This window comes from Pseudomonas sp. C7.1 (assembly GCF_056312395.1).
In genome coordinates this window covers 2,672,951-2,686,534 of the sequence record NZ_JBWDTL010000003.1, presented here as the reverse complement: position 1 = coordinate 2,686,534, position 13,584 = coordinate 2,672,951, and the positions used below count along the sequence as shown (strand labels likewise).

The 13,584-nt window shown below is 60.7% G+C and carries 11 protein-coding genes; 7 read left to right on the top strand and 4 right to left on the bottom strand.

What is annotated here, in order from left to right:
• The first annotated feature begins 63 nt into the window (after positions 1–63).
• From AC0T4W_RS16030 to AC0T4W_RS16010, 5 genes are all read left to right on the top strand, one after another.
• Positions 64–645 carry a tetratricopeptide repeat protein gene (locus AC0T4W_RS16030; protein ID WP_476323723.1) on the top strand — a complete coding sequence of 194 codons (582 nt, stop codon included), beginning with the start codon at positions 64–66 and terminating at the stop codon, positions 643–645.
• Positions 638–1,789 carry an outer membrane protein assembly factor BamB gene (gene bamB, locus AC0T4W_RS16025; protein ID WP_476323720.1) on the top strand — a complete coding sequence of 384 codons (1,152 nt, stop codon included), beginning with the start codon at positions 638–640 and terminating at the stop codon, positions 1,787–1,789. Before AC0T4W_RS16030 ends, bamB begins: the two co-directional genes overlap by 8 nt.
• A 127-nt stretch (positions 1,790–1,916) precedes the next feature.
• On the top strand, positions 1,917–3,389 hold the full coding sequence (der, locus tag AC0T4W_RS16020; protein WP_476320600.1) for a ribosome biogenesis GTPase Der: 1,473 nt from the start codon (positions 1,917–1,919) through the stop codon (positions 3,387–3,389).
• 120 nt (positions 3,390–3,509) lie between these two features.
• A complete protein-coding gene (locus AC0T4W_RS16015; RefSeq protein WP_476320598.1) occupies positions 3,510–4,658 on the top strand; it encodes a pyridoxal phosphate-dependent aminotransferase in 1,149 nt (382 codons plus the stop codon).
• 88 nt (positions 4,659–4,746) lie between these two features.
• Positions 4,747–5,466, top strand: coding sequence for an amidohydrolase (locus AC0T4W_RS16010; protein ID WP_476320595.1), 720 nt, complete (start codon positions 4,747–4,749; stop codon positions 5,464–5,466).
• A gap of 174 nt (positions 5,467–5,640) precedes the next feature.
• Here AC0T4W_RS16010 and leuA read toward each other — a convergent pair whose 3' ends face one another.
• From leuA to xseA, 4 genes are all read right to left on the bottom strand, one after another.
• Positions 5,641–7,311, bottom strand: coding sequence for a 2-isopropylmalate synthase (leuA, locus tag AC0T4W_RS16005; RefSeq protein WP_476320592.1), 1,671 nt, complete (start codon positions 7,309–7,311; stop codon positions 5,641–5,643).
• Positions 7,312–7,677: 366 nt separating this feature from the next.
• Positions 7,678–8,934, bottom strand: a complete 1,257-nt coding sequence (locus AC0T4W_RS16000) for a mechanosensitive ion channel family protein (protein WP_476320589.1) — start codon at positions 8,932–8,934, stop codon at positions 7,678–7,680.
• A gap of 106 nt (positions 8,935–9,040) precedes the next feature.
• Entirely contained in the window at positions 9,041–9,865 is an 825-nt protein-coding gene (locus AC0T4W_RS15995; RefSeq protein ID WP_476320586.1) for a peptidoglycan DD-metalloendopeptidase family protein, read from the bottom strand.
• 52 nt (positions 9,866–9,917) lie between these two features.
• Positions 9,918–11,297, bottom strand: a complete 1,380-nt coding sequence (gene xseA, locus AC0T4W_RS15990; protein ID WP_476320583.1) for an exodeoxyribonuclease VII large subunit — start codon at positions 11,295–11,297, stop codon at positions 9,918–9,920.
• Between the two features lie 100 nt (positions 11,298–11,397).
• Between xseA and AC0T4W_RS15985 the strand changes: the two genes are divergently transcribed.
• Both AC0T4W_RS15985 and guaB read left to right on the top strand, forming a co-directional pair.
• On the top strand, positions 11,398–11,949 hold the full coding sequence (locus AC0T4W_RS15985) for a sugar ABC transporter ATPase (RefSeq protein ID WP_476320580.1): 552 nt from the start codon (positions 11,398–11,400) through the stop codon (positions 11,947–11,949).
• 116 nt (positions 11,950–12,065) lie between these two features.
• The gene (gene guaB / locus AC0T4W_RS15980; RefSeq protein ID WP_476320577.1) at positions 12,066–13,535 is read left to right on the top strand and encodes an IMP dehydrogenase; all 1,470 of its coding nucleotides are present in this window, start codon (positions 12,066–12,068) and stop codon (positions 13,533–13,535) included.
• Positions 13,536–13,584 lie beyond the last annotated feature (49 nt).

Here is a 13,584-nt window from a genome sequence, read left to right as displayed (position 1 = left end):
GTGGTTTCGCGTACCGATGATGAAGAACTGGCGGTAATCAAGGACTGGTGGCAGCGTAATGGCATGCCATTGCTGACCGGTGTTGCGCTGGCATTGGTCGTGGTGTTCGGCTGGCAGGGCTGGCAGAAATACCAGGCTAATCAGTCCCAGGGCGCTTCGCTGGTGTATCAGCAATTGCTCGAAGCTGCGCTGGACCCGAGCGGTAAGCCTGATGCGAGCAAGGTCGCCGAGCTGGCTGGTACCCTGAAAAAAGATTTCGCCGGCACCCATTACGCTCAATACGGCAGTCTGTTTGTGGCCAAGGTTGCGGTCGAGGCAGGCAAGTTGGATGACGCTGCCAGCGAGCTGCAGGCGATTGTCAACAAACCAGCCGATGACAGCCTGGCTGAGCTGGCCCGTCAGCGTCTGGCGCGCGTGCTGGCTGCGCAAGACAAGGCCGAAGACGCCCTGAAACTGTTGGATGCCAAGGTTGCGCCGGCCTTTGCCGCCAGCCGTGAAGAGCTCAAAGGTGATCTGTTGGTGCAACTCGGCCGTGCCGAGGATGCGCACACCGCCTACGAAAAAGCCAAGGCCGCGCTCGCTGAAGATGCCGCTGTCGGTGGTCTGCAAATGAAGCTGGATGATCTGGCAAAAGGGGATGCGTGACGTGATGCGCTGGAAGAATGCAGCACTGCTGGCCTTGGCCGTTTTGGCCGTAGGTTGCAGCAGCAATAGCAAGAAGGAACTGCCGCCGGCCGATCTGCCCAAGTTCGAGGAAGAGGTGAGCCTGCAGAAACAATGGAGTCGCTCGATTGGTGACGGCCAGGGCAAATCGTTCAACATGCTGGTGCCGGCGGTTGATGGCGAGCAGATCTATGCCGCCGACGTCGAAGGCCTGGTCGTAGCCATGGACCGCATGACCGGCAAGATCATCTGGAAGGCTGATCTGGAGCTGCCGGTGTCCGGCGCAGTCGCCGCCGGCTATGGCCTAGTGGTGGTCGGTACGCTGAAAGGCGAAATCATCGCCCTTGATACCGCTAACGGTGAAGAGAAGTGGCGCGCCCGTGTGACCAGTGAGGTGCTGGCTGCGCCAGCGCTAAACGGCGACGTGGTGCTGGTACAGACCCAGGATGACCGTCTGATTGCTCTGGATATGAACACTGGCGAGCAGCGCTGGATCTTTGAAAACACCCCGGCGGTACTGACCCTGCGCGGCACGGGCAGCCCAGTGCTGACCAACCGTTTGGCAGTAGCCGGCCTGTCCACCGGCAAGGTGATTGCGCTGGATGCTCAGCGCGGAATTCCGGTGTGGGAGCAGCGTGTGGCTATTCCACAGGGCCGCTCCGAGCTGGAGCGTGTGGTCGACATCGACGGCGGTTTGCTGCTCTCGGCGGGCACGCTTTACGCCGTCAGCTACCAGGGCCGCGTTGCTGCGCTGGATCTTGAAAGCGGTCGTATCCTCTGGCAGCGCGAAGCGTCCAGTTCGGTTGGTGTTGCCCAGGGTTACGGCAGTGTTTACGTAAGCCTGGCCAGCGGTACCGTTGAAGGTATCGACGAGCGTTCGGCTTCGGCCTTGTGGAGCAACGATGCCCTGGCTCGCCGCCAGTTGTCGGCCCCGGAAGTGTTCTCCAGCTATATCGCGTTCGGTGATCTCGAAGGCTACCTGCACTTGGTTAGCCAGGTGGACGGTCGTTTTGTCGGCCGTACGCGTATCGACAGTGACGGCTTGCGTGCCCGTCCGCTGGTAGTGGGTGACTGGCTGTATGCCTTTGGTAATGGCGGCAATCTGGTGGCGTTAACCATTAAGTAATTGTTTGTCCAGTGCTGGCGTTATCGCACACCTGTTAAGGGCGTGAGGTAACGCCAACGCGTTGAATTCTGGCCGCTGCCCCTGCAGCGGCTTTTGTATTTTCTGAAATAACGAAGTGGAGAGCCTAATGGTTCCCGTAATTGCCCTGGTGGGCCGCCCTAACGTCGGCAAGTCCACCCTGTTTAACCGCTTGACCAAGTCCCGTGACGCGATTGTCGGCGACCTGTCTGGTCTGACCCGTGATCGTCAGTACGGCGAGGCCAAGTGGCAGGGGCGAACCTATATCGTCATCGACACCGGTGGTATTTCCGGTGACGAAGAAGGCATCGACGCGAAGATGGCCGAGCAGTCGCTGCAGGCTATCGAAGAAGCTGATGCCGTGTTGTTTCTGGTAGATGCCCGTGCGGGCCTGTCTGCTTCCGATCAGATGATTGGTGAGCACCTGCGTCGTCGCAACAAGCGCAGCTTCCTGGTCATCAACAAGGTCGACAACATCGACACCGACCTGGCCCGCGCCGAGTTTTCCAGCATGGGCATGGGTGAGTCCCTGGCGATTGCCGGTGCCCACGGTCGCGGTATCACCCAGATGCTCGAAGCCGTACTCGGTTCCTTCCCCAAGGATGCCAGCGAGCCGGAAGAGGGCGAGGAAGAGGAGGTCGTCCTCGAAGGTCAGGAAGCCAAACGTATTCCCGGCCCGAGCGAGAAGGACGGCATCAAGCTGGCCATCATCGGCCGTCCCAACGTCGGCAAGTCGACCCTGGTCAACCGTATGCTCGGCGAAGACCGGGTTATCGTCTATGACCAGCCCGGCACTACCCGCGACAGCATCTATATCCCGTTTGAGCGCGATGATGAGAAGTACACCCTGATCGACACCGCCGGCGTACGTCGTCGCGGCAAGATCTTCGAGGCGGTGGAAAAGTTCTCGGTGGTGAAAACCCTGCAAGCGATCCAGGACTCTAACGTTGTGGTGTTCGTTATGGATGCTCGCGAAGGTGTGGTCGACCATGACCTCAACCTGCTTGGTTTCGTGTTGGAAAGCGGCCGCGCGTTGGTCATCGCCCTGAACAAATGGGATGGCATGGAGCCGAGCGAGCGCGACTATGTGAAGGTCGAGCTGCAGCGCCGACTGTTCTTCGTCGACTTTGCCGATATCCACTTTATCTCGGCGCTGCACGGCACCGGCGTGGGCAATCTGTACAAGTCTGTGCAGGCTTCGTTCAAGTCGGCGATCACCCGTTGGCCGACCAACCGTCTGACCACGATTCTTGAAGACGCCGTCAGCGATCACGCGCCGCCCATGGTCAACAACCGCCGTATCAAGTTGCGCTATGCGCACTTGGGTGGTGCCAACCCACCGCTGATCGTGATTCACGGCAACCAGGTCGATGCGGTGCCTAAGTCGTATATCCGCTACCTGGAAAATACGTATCGTCGGGTGCTTAAGCTGGTCGGTACGCCGATCCGCATTGAGTTCAAAGGTGGCGATAACCCGTACGAGGGCAACAAGAACACCCTCACCGATCGCCAGGTGAACAAGAAACGCCGCCTGATGACTCACCATAAAAAGGCTGAGAAGAAGCGCAAAGACAAGCGCTAAGCTTGTGCTTTAACGCGCTATAAAGGCACCTTCGGGTGCCTTTTGCGCTTCTGGGTGTTGGGCTATTCTGCGCCATCGATAGCGTTCAAGCCCGGCGCTTAGTTCAGGAATATTGCCTCGATGCTTATCAGCAAGTTGCCGAATGTCGGCACCACCATCTTTACCCGCATGTCGCAACTGGCTATGGAAGCAGGTGCTTTAAATCTGTCTCAGGGCTTTCCTGACTTCGATGGTCCGCAGGCGCTGCGTGATGCGGTCTGCCGGCATATTGCCGCCGGGCATAACCAGTACGCGCCGATGACCGGCTTGCCAGCGCTGCGCGAGCAGGTGGCAGCGAAGATCGCCCGTAGCTATGGCCGTGTGGTCAGCTTCGAAACTGAAGTCACCATCGTTCCTGGCGCGACCCAAGGCATCTTCTGCGCTATCCAGGCGTTGATTCAGTCGGGCGATGAAGTCATCGTCTTTGACCCCTGTTACGACAGCTACGAGCCTTCGGTAACGCTTGCCGGCGGGCGCTGTGTACATGTGCCGCTGGCCTTTCCGGGGTTCGCCATCGACTGGCAGCGCCTGCAGGATGCGCTGAGCGCCAAGACCCGCCTGATTATCCTCAACAGTCCGCATAACCCTAGCGGCGCGTTGATCTCCCGCGCCGAGCTGGACCAACTGGCGGCGTTGATCCGCGAGCGTGATATCTACCTGATCAGCGATGAGGTCTACGAGCACCTGGTATTCGATGGCGTTCAGCACGCCAGCGTTCTGGCCCACGAAGAGCTGTATCAGCGTGCCTTCGTAGTCAGCTCCTTCGGCAAGACCTACCACGTCACCGGCTGGAAGACCGGCTATGTGGTCGCGCCGCCGGCCTTGAGCGCCGAGCTGCGCAAGGTCCATCAGTACGTCAGCTTCTGCGGCGTGACTCCTCTGCAATGGGCCCTGGCCGACTATATGGCTGAGCATCCGCAGCACGTCGAAGAGCTGCCGGCGTTTTATCAGGCAAAACGCGATCTGTTCTGCGACCTGCTGGCCGGCTCGCGCTTTAGCTTTACTCGCGCTGCCGGCACCTATTTCCAACTGGTCGACTACTCGGCCATTCGCCCTGATCTGGATGATGTGGCCATGGCCGAATGGCTGACCCGCGAACATGGCGTGGCGGCGATTCCGGTGTCGGTTTTCTACCAAAGCCCACCTGCGGATTTGCGTCTGCTGCGCTTGTGCTTTGCCAAACGTGAAGAAACCCTACGTCAGGCGGCGGATAAACTATGCGCGGTGTAGGGTGTACATGGCGAAGCCTTGTCCACCGCGCGTTGCAATGGCGGACAAGCCTGCGGCATGTCCGCCCTACGGTTATTGAGTCCTTGAAATGAATGAAAAACCCGACCTCGACCTGGCGCTGATCCAGACCTCCCTTGCCTGGCAGGACCCCGCCGCCAATCGCGCGCATTTCGCAGCCTTGCTGGAGCAGGCGCGCGGCGCCGATCTGATCGTGCTGCCGGAGATGTTCAGCACTGGCTTTTCCATGGACTCTGCCGCGCTGGCTGAGCCTGAGGACGGCCCGACCAGCCAATGGCTGCGCGAGCAGGCTCAGGCGCTGCAGGCGGTGGTCTGCGGCACGCTGATTATCCAGGCCGCCGATGGCTCGTACCGCAACCGTCTGCTTTGGGCGCGGCCGGATGGCACTGTGGCGCACTACGATAAGCGCCATCTGTTTCGCATGGCAGGTGAGCACAAGCACTACAGCGCGGGCACTGAGCAGGTGTTGCTTACAGTGAAGGGGTGGCAGGTACGCCCGCTGATCTGTTACGACCTGCGTTTCCCGGTGTGGAGTCGTGATCCGCAGAGCACCGATCTGTTGCTCTACACCGCCAACTGGCCGGCCGCGCGGCGCAATCATTGGAATCGCTTGCTGCCGGCGCGGGCCATCGAAAATCTTTGCTATTTAGCAGCGGTCAACCGTATCGGCGAGGACGGCAAGGGCCACGCCTACAGCGGCGACAGCCAGGTGCTGGACTTTCAGGGCGAGCCGCTGCTGGAGCCCGGCGCGGCGGATGGCGTATTTCGGGCAACCCTCAAAGCGGCGTAGTTGGCCGCCTACCGTGAGCGTTTTCCGGCTTACCGGGATGCGGATGACTTCGAACTCAAGTAGCCCGGATGCAATCCGGGACGGTGTCATAAGCGCCATCGCCGCCCCGGATTGAATCCGGCTACATAAGCAAACGCCGAGCAATGCCCGGCGTTGTGGTTTGCGGCCAGAGGTTCAGGCCGCTTGCGCCTCGGCCTGGGTCAGCGCCCGGTTCAGTGCGCTAAACAGCGCGCGGAAACTCGCAGTGGTGAGGTTTTCATCGATGCCCACGCCATGCAGGGCGCGGCCGCCGTTAACCCGCAGTTCGATATAGGCCGCCGCCTTGGCATTGGTGCCGGCACCGATGGCGTGTTCGCTGTAGTCCATGATCTCCACGGCCACCGGCAGGCCGGCCACCAGGGCTTCCAGCGGGCCTTTGCCGATACCGCGCCAGTGCTGGGTTTCGCCCGCGTTGACGACTTCGACATCCACCGCGCTGGTGCCATTTTCTTCCTGCAGGCGATGGCCTTTCAGGGCGTAGGGTGTGGTGGCTTGCAGGTACTCGCGCTCCAGCAACTGGTGGATCTGCTTGGCGCTCATCTCCAGGCCGAGGCGGTCGGTTTCCTTCTGCACCACCTGGCTGAACTCGATCTGCATGCGTCGCGGCAGGTTGATGCCGTATTCCTGCTCCAGCAGGAAGGTAATGCCGCCCTTGCCGGACTGGCTGTTGACGCGGATTACCGCCTCGTAATCGCGGCCGATATCGGCCGGGTCGATCGGCAGGTAAGGCACTTCCCAAACGGCGTCGGCCTGCTGCTGGGCGAAGCCCTTACGGATCGCATCCTGGTGCGAGCCGGAGAATGCGGTGTGCACCAAGTCGCCCACATAGGGATGGCGCGGATGAACCGGAATCTGGTTGCAGTCCTCGACTACCTTGCGCACGGTGTCGATATCGGAGAAATCCAGTTGTGGGTCGACACCCTGGGTGTAGAGGTTCAGCGCCAGGGTCACCAGGCAGACGTTGCCGGTGCGCTCGCCGTTGCCGAACAGACAGCCTTCGACGCGATCCGCGCCGGCCATTACCGCCAGCTCGGATGCAGCGACGCCGGTGCCACGGTCGTTGTGGGTGTGCACGCTGATCAGCACGCTGTCGCGGCGATCAACGTGGCGGCCGAACCACTCGATCTGGTCGGCGTAGTTGTTCGGTGTAGCGCACTCGATGGTCGCCGGCAGGTTGAGGATCAATTTGTTCGCTGGGGTCGGCTGGAATACGCCAATAACGGCGTTACACACCTCAACGGCGAAGTCGATTTCGGTGCTGCTAAACACTTCTGGCGAATACTCGAAGCCCCACTGGGTGTCCGGCTGAGCGGCGGCCAGGCGGGTTATGATTTTCGCCGCGTAGGTGGCGATCTCGATCACGCCGGCTTTGTCCTGGTTGAAAACGATCTTGCGAAAGCTCGGCGCGGTGGCGTTGTAGTAGTGAACGATGGCCTTTTTGGCGCCCTTGAGCGACTCGAAGGTGCGGGTGATCAGGTCTTCGCGCGCCTGGGTCAGCACCTGGATGGTCACGTCATCAGGAATATGCCCGCCTTCGATCAGTTCGCGGACAAAGTCAAAGTCGGTCTGCGAGGCGGACGGGAAGCCCACTTCTATTTCCTTCAGGCCCACGGCCAGCAGGCACTTGAAGAAGCGCATTTTCTTCTCGGCATCCATCGGCTCGATCAGCGACTGGTTGCCGTCGCGCAGGTCGGTGGACAGCCAGATCGGCGCCTTGTCGATAATCTTGTCCGGCCAGGTGCGATCTGGAATCTGGATCTGGATGAACGGGCGGTACTTGCTGGAGGGGACTTTAAGCATGCTCATGGGGCAATCCTTTTAGCGCGGCGGCAATCGGCGAGCCGGGCGGAATTTGAAAATAGGGCAGGGCGTGGGCGTAAGAATTAGCAGCGCAGTCGCTGGCTGACCAGGCAGAGTGCCGCGCCCGCTCCCGGCGGGCTAGCGGCATTTCCCACATCCTTGTGGGTCTTGGCTGTTGGCGCAGCAGGATAAGGGTGTGATGGCTATTCATGGCCTCAACCCTAATCTTTGAGGTCAAAGCTGGCAAGCAATGCGAAAAAATTGGTGTTACTGCGCGTCTTTTAAGAGTTTTGGTGATTTAAATCGCAAAAAGCACCGCTGTGCTTTGTGCGGATTGCGGGTGACGATATTGGGGCGTCACCCGCAGCTCGCTCAGTCCTGAGCGGCAGCTAGCAGGCTGCTTTTCAGTTCGCGCATATCGGCTCCGCTGGGGTGCTGGAACACCCGCAGGCCGAATTCGGGGAGAATCGCCAGCAGGTGGTCGAAGATATCCGACTGGATCGCCTCATAACGTGCCCAGGCGATGGTGTTGGTGAAGCAGTACAGCTCCAGTGGCAGACCATCAGCGGTCGGGTGCAGTTGCCTGACCAGTTGGGTCATTTCCTGATGGATGCCCGGGTGCTGGCGCAGGTAGTGTTCGACATAGGCGCGGAAGGTACCGATGTTGGTGATGCGGCGGGTATTCGCCGGCTCCTGGCTGGCTTCGGCCAATTCGGTGTTCCAGCTGAGCAGCTCGCTCTGTTTGCTGCTCAGGTACTTGCCAAGCAGCAGAAAGCGCTGCAGGCGGGCAATCTGTTCCGGGCTGAGGAAGCCGATGCTGGTCTGGTCGAGCAGCAGGCTACGCTTGATCCGTCGCCCACCGGACTCCTGCATGCCGCGCCAGTTCTTGAATGGATCGCTGATAAAACGCTTGGTCGGAATGGTGCTGATGGTCTTGTCCCAGTTCTGCACCTTGACCGTGTGCAGGGCGATATCGATCACATCGCCATCGGCGTTCAGCTGCGGCATTTCGATCCAGTCGCCAACGCGCACCATGTCGCTGGAGGAGATCTGCACGCTGGCCACCAGCGACAACAGGGTGTCCTGAAATATCAGCATCAGCACGGCGGCCATGGCCCCCAGGCCCGACAACAGAATCAGCGGGGAGCGGTCGATCAGGGTGGCGACCATGAGGATCGTGGCGACGGCGAACAGGCCGATTTTCAGCACCTGCAGATAGCCCTTAATTGGCCGCAGGTGAGCGTCATCACGCAGGTTGTAGAGGGTGTTGGCAATATCCAGCAGGAGGCTCAAGGCCAGGGCAACGGTTAGCACGATAAAGGCGCTGCAGACGTTGCGTGTCACGCTGACCAGGCTTTCCGGAAGACCAGGGATCAGTCCAATGCTCGCGCTGATCAGCAGTGCCGGGACAATGTTGGCCAGGCGTTTGATCAGTTCGTTATCCAGATCCTGTGCGTTACGCCCCAGGGCGGTGGCGTCGATCAGGTGGCTCAGGGCGCGCACGAGTATCCGTTTGACCAGCCAGTTGCTCAGCCAGGCGCTCAGCAGGAGCAGGCTCGCGCTGATCAGGGTAAAAATTTCGGCATGTTGTTGCAGCCAGTCAAGCCATGAGGCAAGCGCTTGCGGCATATCAAGCTCCCTAGTTCGGACGATTGAAGACCCTAGCACGGGCTCCGTCGGTTGCAGATGGGCAGACCATAACAAAGCAGCGGCGGTGAACCCAGGCGCAATCCCTTCAGGGCTTGAAAGCGCCGATAAAGATCGCCGGATCGACCCGTGCATCATTCAGGCTGACGTTCCAGTGCAGGTGCGGCCCAGTGGCGCGGCCGGTGGCACCGACCTTGCCGAGTACGCCGCCGCGGGGCAGTTCATCGCCGACTTGTACGCCGATGGCCGAGAGGTGGCAGAACATGCTGATCAGGCCCTGGCCGTGGTCGATAAACACGGTTTTGCCGTTGAAGAAATAGTCGCCGATCAGGATCACCTTGCCGGCGGCCGGGGCCTTGATCGGCGTACCGCTGTTGGCGGCGAAATCCAGCCCCGAGTGCGGATTGCGCTCCTCGCCGTTGAAGAAACGGCGCAGGCCGAAGGGGCTGGACAGCGGGCCGTTGACCGGCTTGTCGAACAGCAGATTGCTCGGCTGGCGGGCGCTGAACTGCTGGTAGGCGCGGGTCTGCTCGGCCAGCTCGCGTTCGATGCGGGCAAGGTTCTTGGCGTTCGGATTGACCTGCTGCTGGTTTTTGATGCGGATGCGCTGTTCGACGTAATGCTTGCTGCCCACTTGAAAGCTCAGGCTCTGACTGCCGTTGACGTTGATCTGCTGGCTGCCAGGTTTGATGCTCAGGGGGATGCCGACAATGGCGATCCAGCGTTGCTGGTCTTCATGGATCACCAGCACCGGTTTGTTCTGGTAGCGCACGCTGGGCGCGCTGGCGGCCGGTCCCAGGTCGACTACGGCTACGCCGCCGGGTACGGGTTTATTGAGCAGTCGGCTGATAAAGCCTTCGGCGTAAACGGGCAGGGTGAACAACATAATCAGCAGAATCGAGAAAAGGCGCATGAGTAGCCCTGTGTAGGGTGGATGACGCTTTTTTCATCCACCGTGTTTATGGTCAGTCGAGCAGCGAAAGGGTAACCGGCTGCACATGGTTGTCTTCGACCCGCACATCCAGTTCGCCGTTGCTTAGGCGCGCCCTCAGGCGTTGACCGGGTTGGGTGTCGGCGGCGTTGCGAATGGCGCGGCCAGTGTCATCCAAAAGAATGCTGTAGCCACGCCCCAGGGTGGCCAGGGGGCTGACCGCATGCAGCGTCTGCACCTGGCTGTGCAGCTGTAAGCGGCGCGCCTTGAGGCCCTCGGCCATGCTGCGTTGTAGGCGCTCGGCCAGGGCCTGCAGGCGTTGATTGAGTAGCTTGAGGTTGCGCTCCGGGTGCAGGCTGAGCAGGCGGGTCTGCAGATGATTCAGACGTTCGCGGCGGCTAGTCAGTTGCCGCTCGAAGGCGCGGGTCAGGCGTATCTCCAGGTCATCCACGCGCTGGGCGTGCTGGCGCAGGCGTTCGCCGGGGTGGCGCAAGCGCCGCTGCAAACCTTCTAGGCGCATGCGTTCGCGCTCCAGGCGGTGCTGCATGCGCAGGTTCAGGCGACGCTTGAGGTTGTGCAGGCGTTGCACCAGCTCGCTGCTGTCGGGGGCCAGCAATTCAGCGGCGGCCGAAGGTGTCGGCGCGCGGATGTCGGCAACAAAATCGGCGATGGATACATCGGTCTCATGGCCCACGGCGCTGACGATGGGCGTGACGCAGGCGGCAATGGCGCGCGCCACCGGTTCTTCGTTAAAGCACCAGAGGTCTTCCAGCGAGCCGCCGCCACGGGCCAGGATCAGCGCGTCGAAGCCCTTGCGGTCTGCCACGCCCAGGGCGCGGACGATCTGCGCGGTGGCTTCGCGGCCTTGTACGGCGGTGGGGATCAGGCACAGTTCGACCTGCGGCGCGCGGCGGCGGAATACGCTGATGATGTCGCGGATTACCGCACCGGTGGGCGAGCTGATAATGCCAATGCGTTTCGGGTGGGCGGGCAGGGCAACTTTATTTTCAGCCGAGAACAACCCCTCGGCACTGAGCTTTTCTTTCAGGGCTTCGAAGGCCAGGCGCAGTGCGCCATCACCTGCCGGTTCCACGGCATCGAGAATCAGCTGGTAGTCGCCACGCCCTTCAAACAACGAAACCTTGCCGCGCACCTTGACCGCCAGGCCATCACGCAGCGCCTGACGCACCTTGGCAGCGTTCTGCCGGAACAGCGCACAACGCACCTGGGCCTGACTATCTTTAAGGGTGAAATAGATATGCCCGGACGCCGGCTTGGCCAGGTTGGAGATTTCCCCCTCGACCCAGATGCCGCCGAATACATCTTCCAGCAGCAGGCGTGCGCGGTTGTTCAGTTGGCTGACGCTGAGCACCTCGCGGTCGAGGTTCAGGCGTTGGAAGGGGTCTTTGATCATGGGGTGGCATAGTAAAGGCTTTGACTCTGCAACTATAGAGCCTTGACCCGCGTAGCCAGCCCATTAAGCTGCGCGTCTTTAGTACAAACCGAGTCCCGTTATGAGTGAACAGCAAGCCATTATCGTGCCGCAGATTTCCAGCTTTCCCGGCCATGAGGCGAGGGCGCGGTTGATCGTGCGTTGGCTGGTCAAGCAGAACATCATCGAAGAGCAACTCACCACCTGCGGGCGTACTTTCAAGCATATGGGCTACGGCATTGCCGAGGGCGCGCGGCGGGTGGTCGAGCGGCCGGAGTTGTTACCGTTTGGCCAGGCGGTGCATGGCCTGGAGATTATCTACAAGCGCTGCATCTATACCCCGACCAGCGGCTTTCTTGAGGAAGCTGGTTGCGCCAAGTGTCGTAAAGAAGTGGGGGAGGCGTTGTTCGATAGCCTGGATGAGTGGATGCCGGGGCATACCGACAACTTCACCTGCCCGCGCTGCGGCCATGAAGATGACATCAACGGCTTTCTGTTTCTGCAGCCCTGCGGGTTTTCCAACCTGGGTTTTATCTTCAACAACTGGGCGGATGCCGGCTTAAAGCCGAGCTTTATCGACGAATTTGCTGCGCGTTTGGGCTATCCGGTGTCCGTTGTGCGGGTCGATTTATAGTGTTGCTGAGTCAAGGCCGCTAATCAGCGTGTTGTCTGGCACTTCTTTGCGTTGAGTGCGGGGGGGCGTCTGGGTATAATGGCGCGCTTCCAATTTCCCGCTCGGGAGCCCCCGCCATGCTGCGTATCAGTCAAGAAGCTCTTACCTTCGACGACGTTCTACTTATTCCAGGTTATTCCGAAGTTCTGCCGAAGGATGTCAGCCTCAAAACGCGCCTGACCCGTGGTATCGAGCTCAATATTCCGCTGTTGTCCGCTGCAATGGACACCGTCACCGAAGCGCGCCTGGCCATTGCCATGGCTCAGGAAGGCGGCATCGGCATCATCCACAAGAACATGACCGTCGAGCAGCAAGCTGCCGAAGTACGCAAGGTCAAGCGTTACGAGGCGGGCGTGGTCAAAGACCCGATCACCATCGAAGCCGACGCCACCGTGCGTGACCTGTTCGAGCTGACCCGCATGCACAACATCTCCGGCGTACCGGTGCTGTGTAATGGCGACCTGGTCGGCATTGTCACCTCCCGCGATGTGCGTTTCGAGAACCGCCTGGACGCCACCGTGCGTGAGGTGATGACGCCCAAAGAGCGTCTGGTCACCGTTCCAGAAGGTGCCGACAAAGACCTGGTGCGCGATCTGCTGCACAAGCACCGCATTGAGAAAGTCCTGATCGTCGACGCGGCCTTCCACCTGAAGGGCATGATGACCGTCAAGGACATCGAAAAAGCCAAGGCCTACCCGCTGGCCAGCAAGGACGATCAAGGTCGTCTGCGCGTCGGCGCAGCTGTAGGCACTGGTGCTGATACCGCCGACCGCGTCGCTGCGTTGGCCAGCGCCGGCGTTGACGTGATCATCGTCGACACCGCCCACGGCCACTCCAAAGGCGTGATCGACCGCGTGCGCTGGGTCAAGCAGACCTTCCCGGACGTCCAGGTGATCGGCGGCAATATCGCCACCGGCGCTGCAGCCAAGGCTTTGGCCGAAGCCGGTGCTGATGCGGTCAAGGTCGGTATCGGTCCAGGCTCGATCTGCACCACCCGCATCGTCGCCGGTGTTGGCGTGCCGCAGATTTCCGCCGTGGCCAACGTGGCTGCTGCGCTGGAAGGCACTGGCATTCCGCTGATCGCCGACGGCGGCATCCGCTTCTCCGGTGACCTGTCCAAAGCCATTGTCGCTGGCGCGTCCTGCGTAATGATCGGTTCGATGCTCGCCGGTACTGAAGAGGCGCCGGGCGAAGTCGAACTGTTCCAGGGTCGCTCCTACAAGGCTTATCGCGGCATGGGTTCGCTGGGCGCCATGGCGCAGGCGCAAGGTTCTTCGGATCGTTACTTCCAGGACTCCTCCGCCGGTGCCGAGAAGCTGGTGCCAGAAGGCATCGAAGGCCGCGTGCCGTACAAGGGCGCAATGGCCGCCATCGTGCACCAGCTGATGGGCGGCCTGCGTGCCTCCATGGGCTACACCGGTTGTGCAACGGTTGAAGAAATGCGCAGCAAGCCTGAGTTTGTGCGCATCACCGGCGCTGGTATGGCCGAGTCCCATGTACACGATGTGCAGATCACTAAAGAAGCGCCGAACTACCGGGTAGGTTGATGCTTCGGTAATACCTGTAAGCGGGGCTGTTATCGACAGCCCCGCGTTG

Excerpts from the sequence above, each read along its gene's own strand:
- AC0T4W_RS16030 (WP_476323723.1), top strand. The coding sequence starts at position 64 with ATGCCATTGCTGACCGGTGTTGCGCTGGCATTGGTCGTGGTGTTCGGC.
- bamB (WP_476323720.1), top strand. The coding sequence starts at position 638 with ATGCGTGACGTGATGCGCTGGAAGAATGCAGCACTGCTGGCCTTGGCC.
- der (WP_476320600.1), top strand. The coding sequence starts at position 1,917 with ATGGTTCCCGTAATTGCCCTGGTGGGCCGCCCTAACGTCGGCAAGTCC.
- AC0T4W_RS16015 (WP_476320598.1), top strand. The coding sequence starts at position 3,510 with ATGCTTATCAGCAAGTTGCCGAATGTCGGCACCACCATCTTTACCCGC.
- AC0T4W_RS16010 (WP_476320595.1), top strand. The coding sequence starts at position 4,747 with ATGAATGAAAAACCCGACCTCGACCTGGCGCTGATCCAGACCTCCCTT.
- leuA (WP_476320592.1), bottom strand. The coding sequence starts at position 7,311 with ATGAGCATGCTTAAAGTCCCCTCCAGCAAGTACCGCCCGTTCATCCAG.
- AC0T4W_RS16000 (WP_476320589.1), bottom strand. The coding sequence starts at position 8,934 with ATGCCGCAAGCGCTTGCCTCATGGCTTGACTGGCTGCAACAACATGCC.
- AC0T4W_RS15995 (WP_476320586.1), bottom strand. The coding sequence starts at position 9,865 with ATGCGCCTTTTCTCGATTCTGCTGATTATGTTGTTCACCCTGCCCGTT.
- xseA (WP_476320583.1), bottom strand. The coding sequence starts at position 11,297 with ATGATCAAAGACCCCTTCCAACGCCTGAACCTCGACCGCGAGGTGCTC.
- AC0T4W_RS15985 (WP_476320580.1), top strand. The coding sequence starts at position 11,398 with ATGAGTGAACAGCAAGCCATTATCGTGCCGCAGATTTCCAGCTTTCCC.
- guaB (WP_476320577.1), top strand. The coding sequence starts at position 12,066 with ATGCTGCGTATCAGTCAAGAAGCTCTTACCTTCGACGACGTTCTACTT.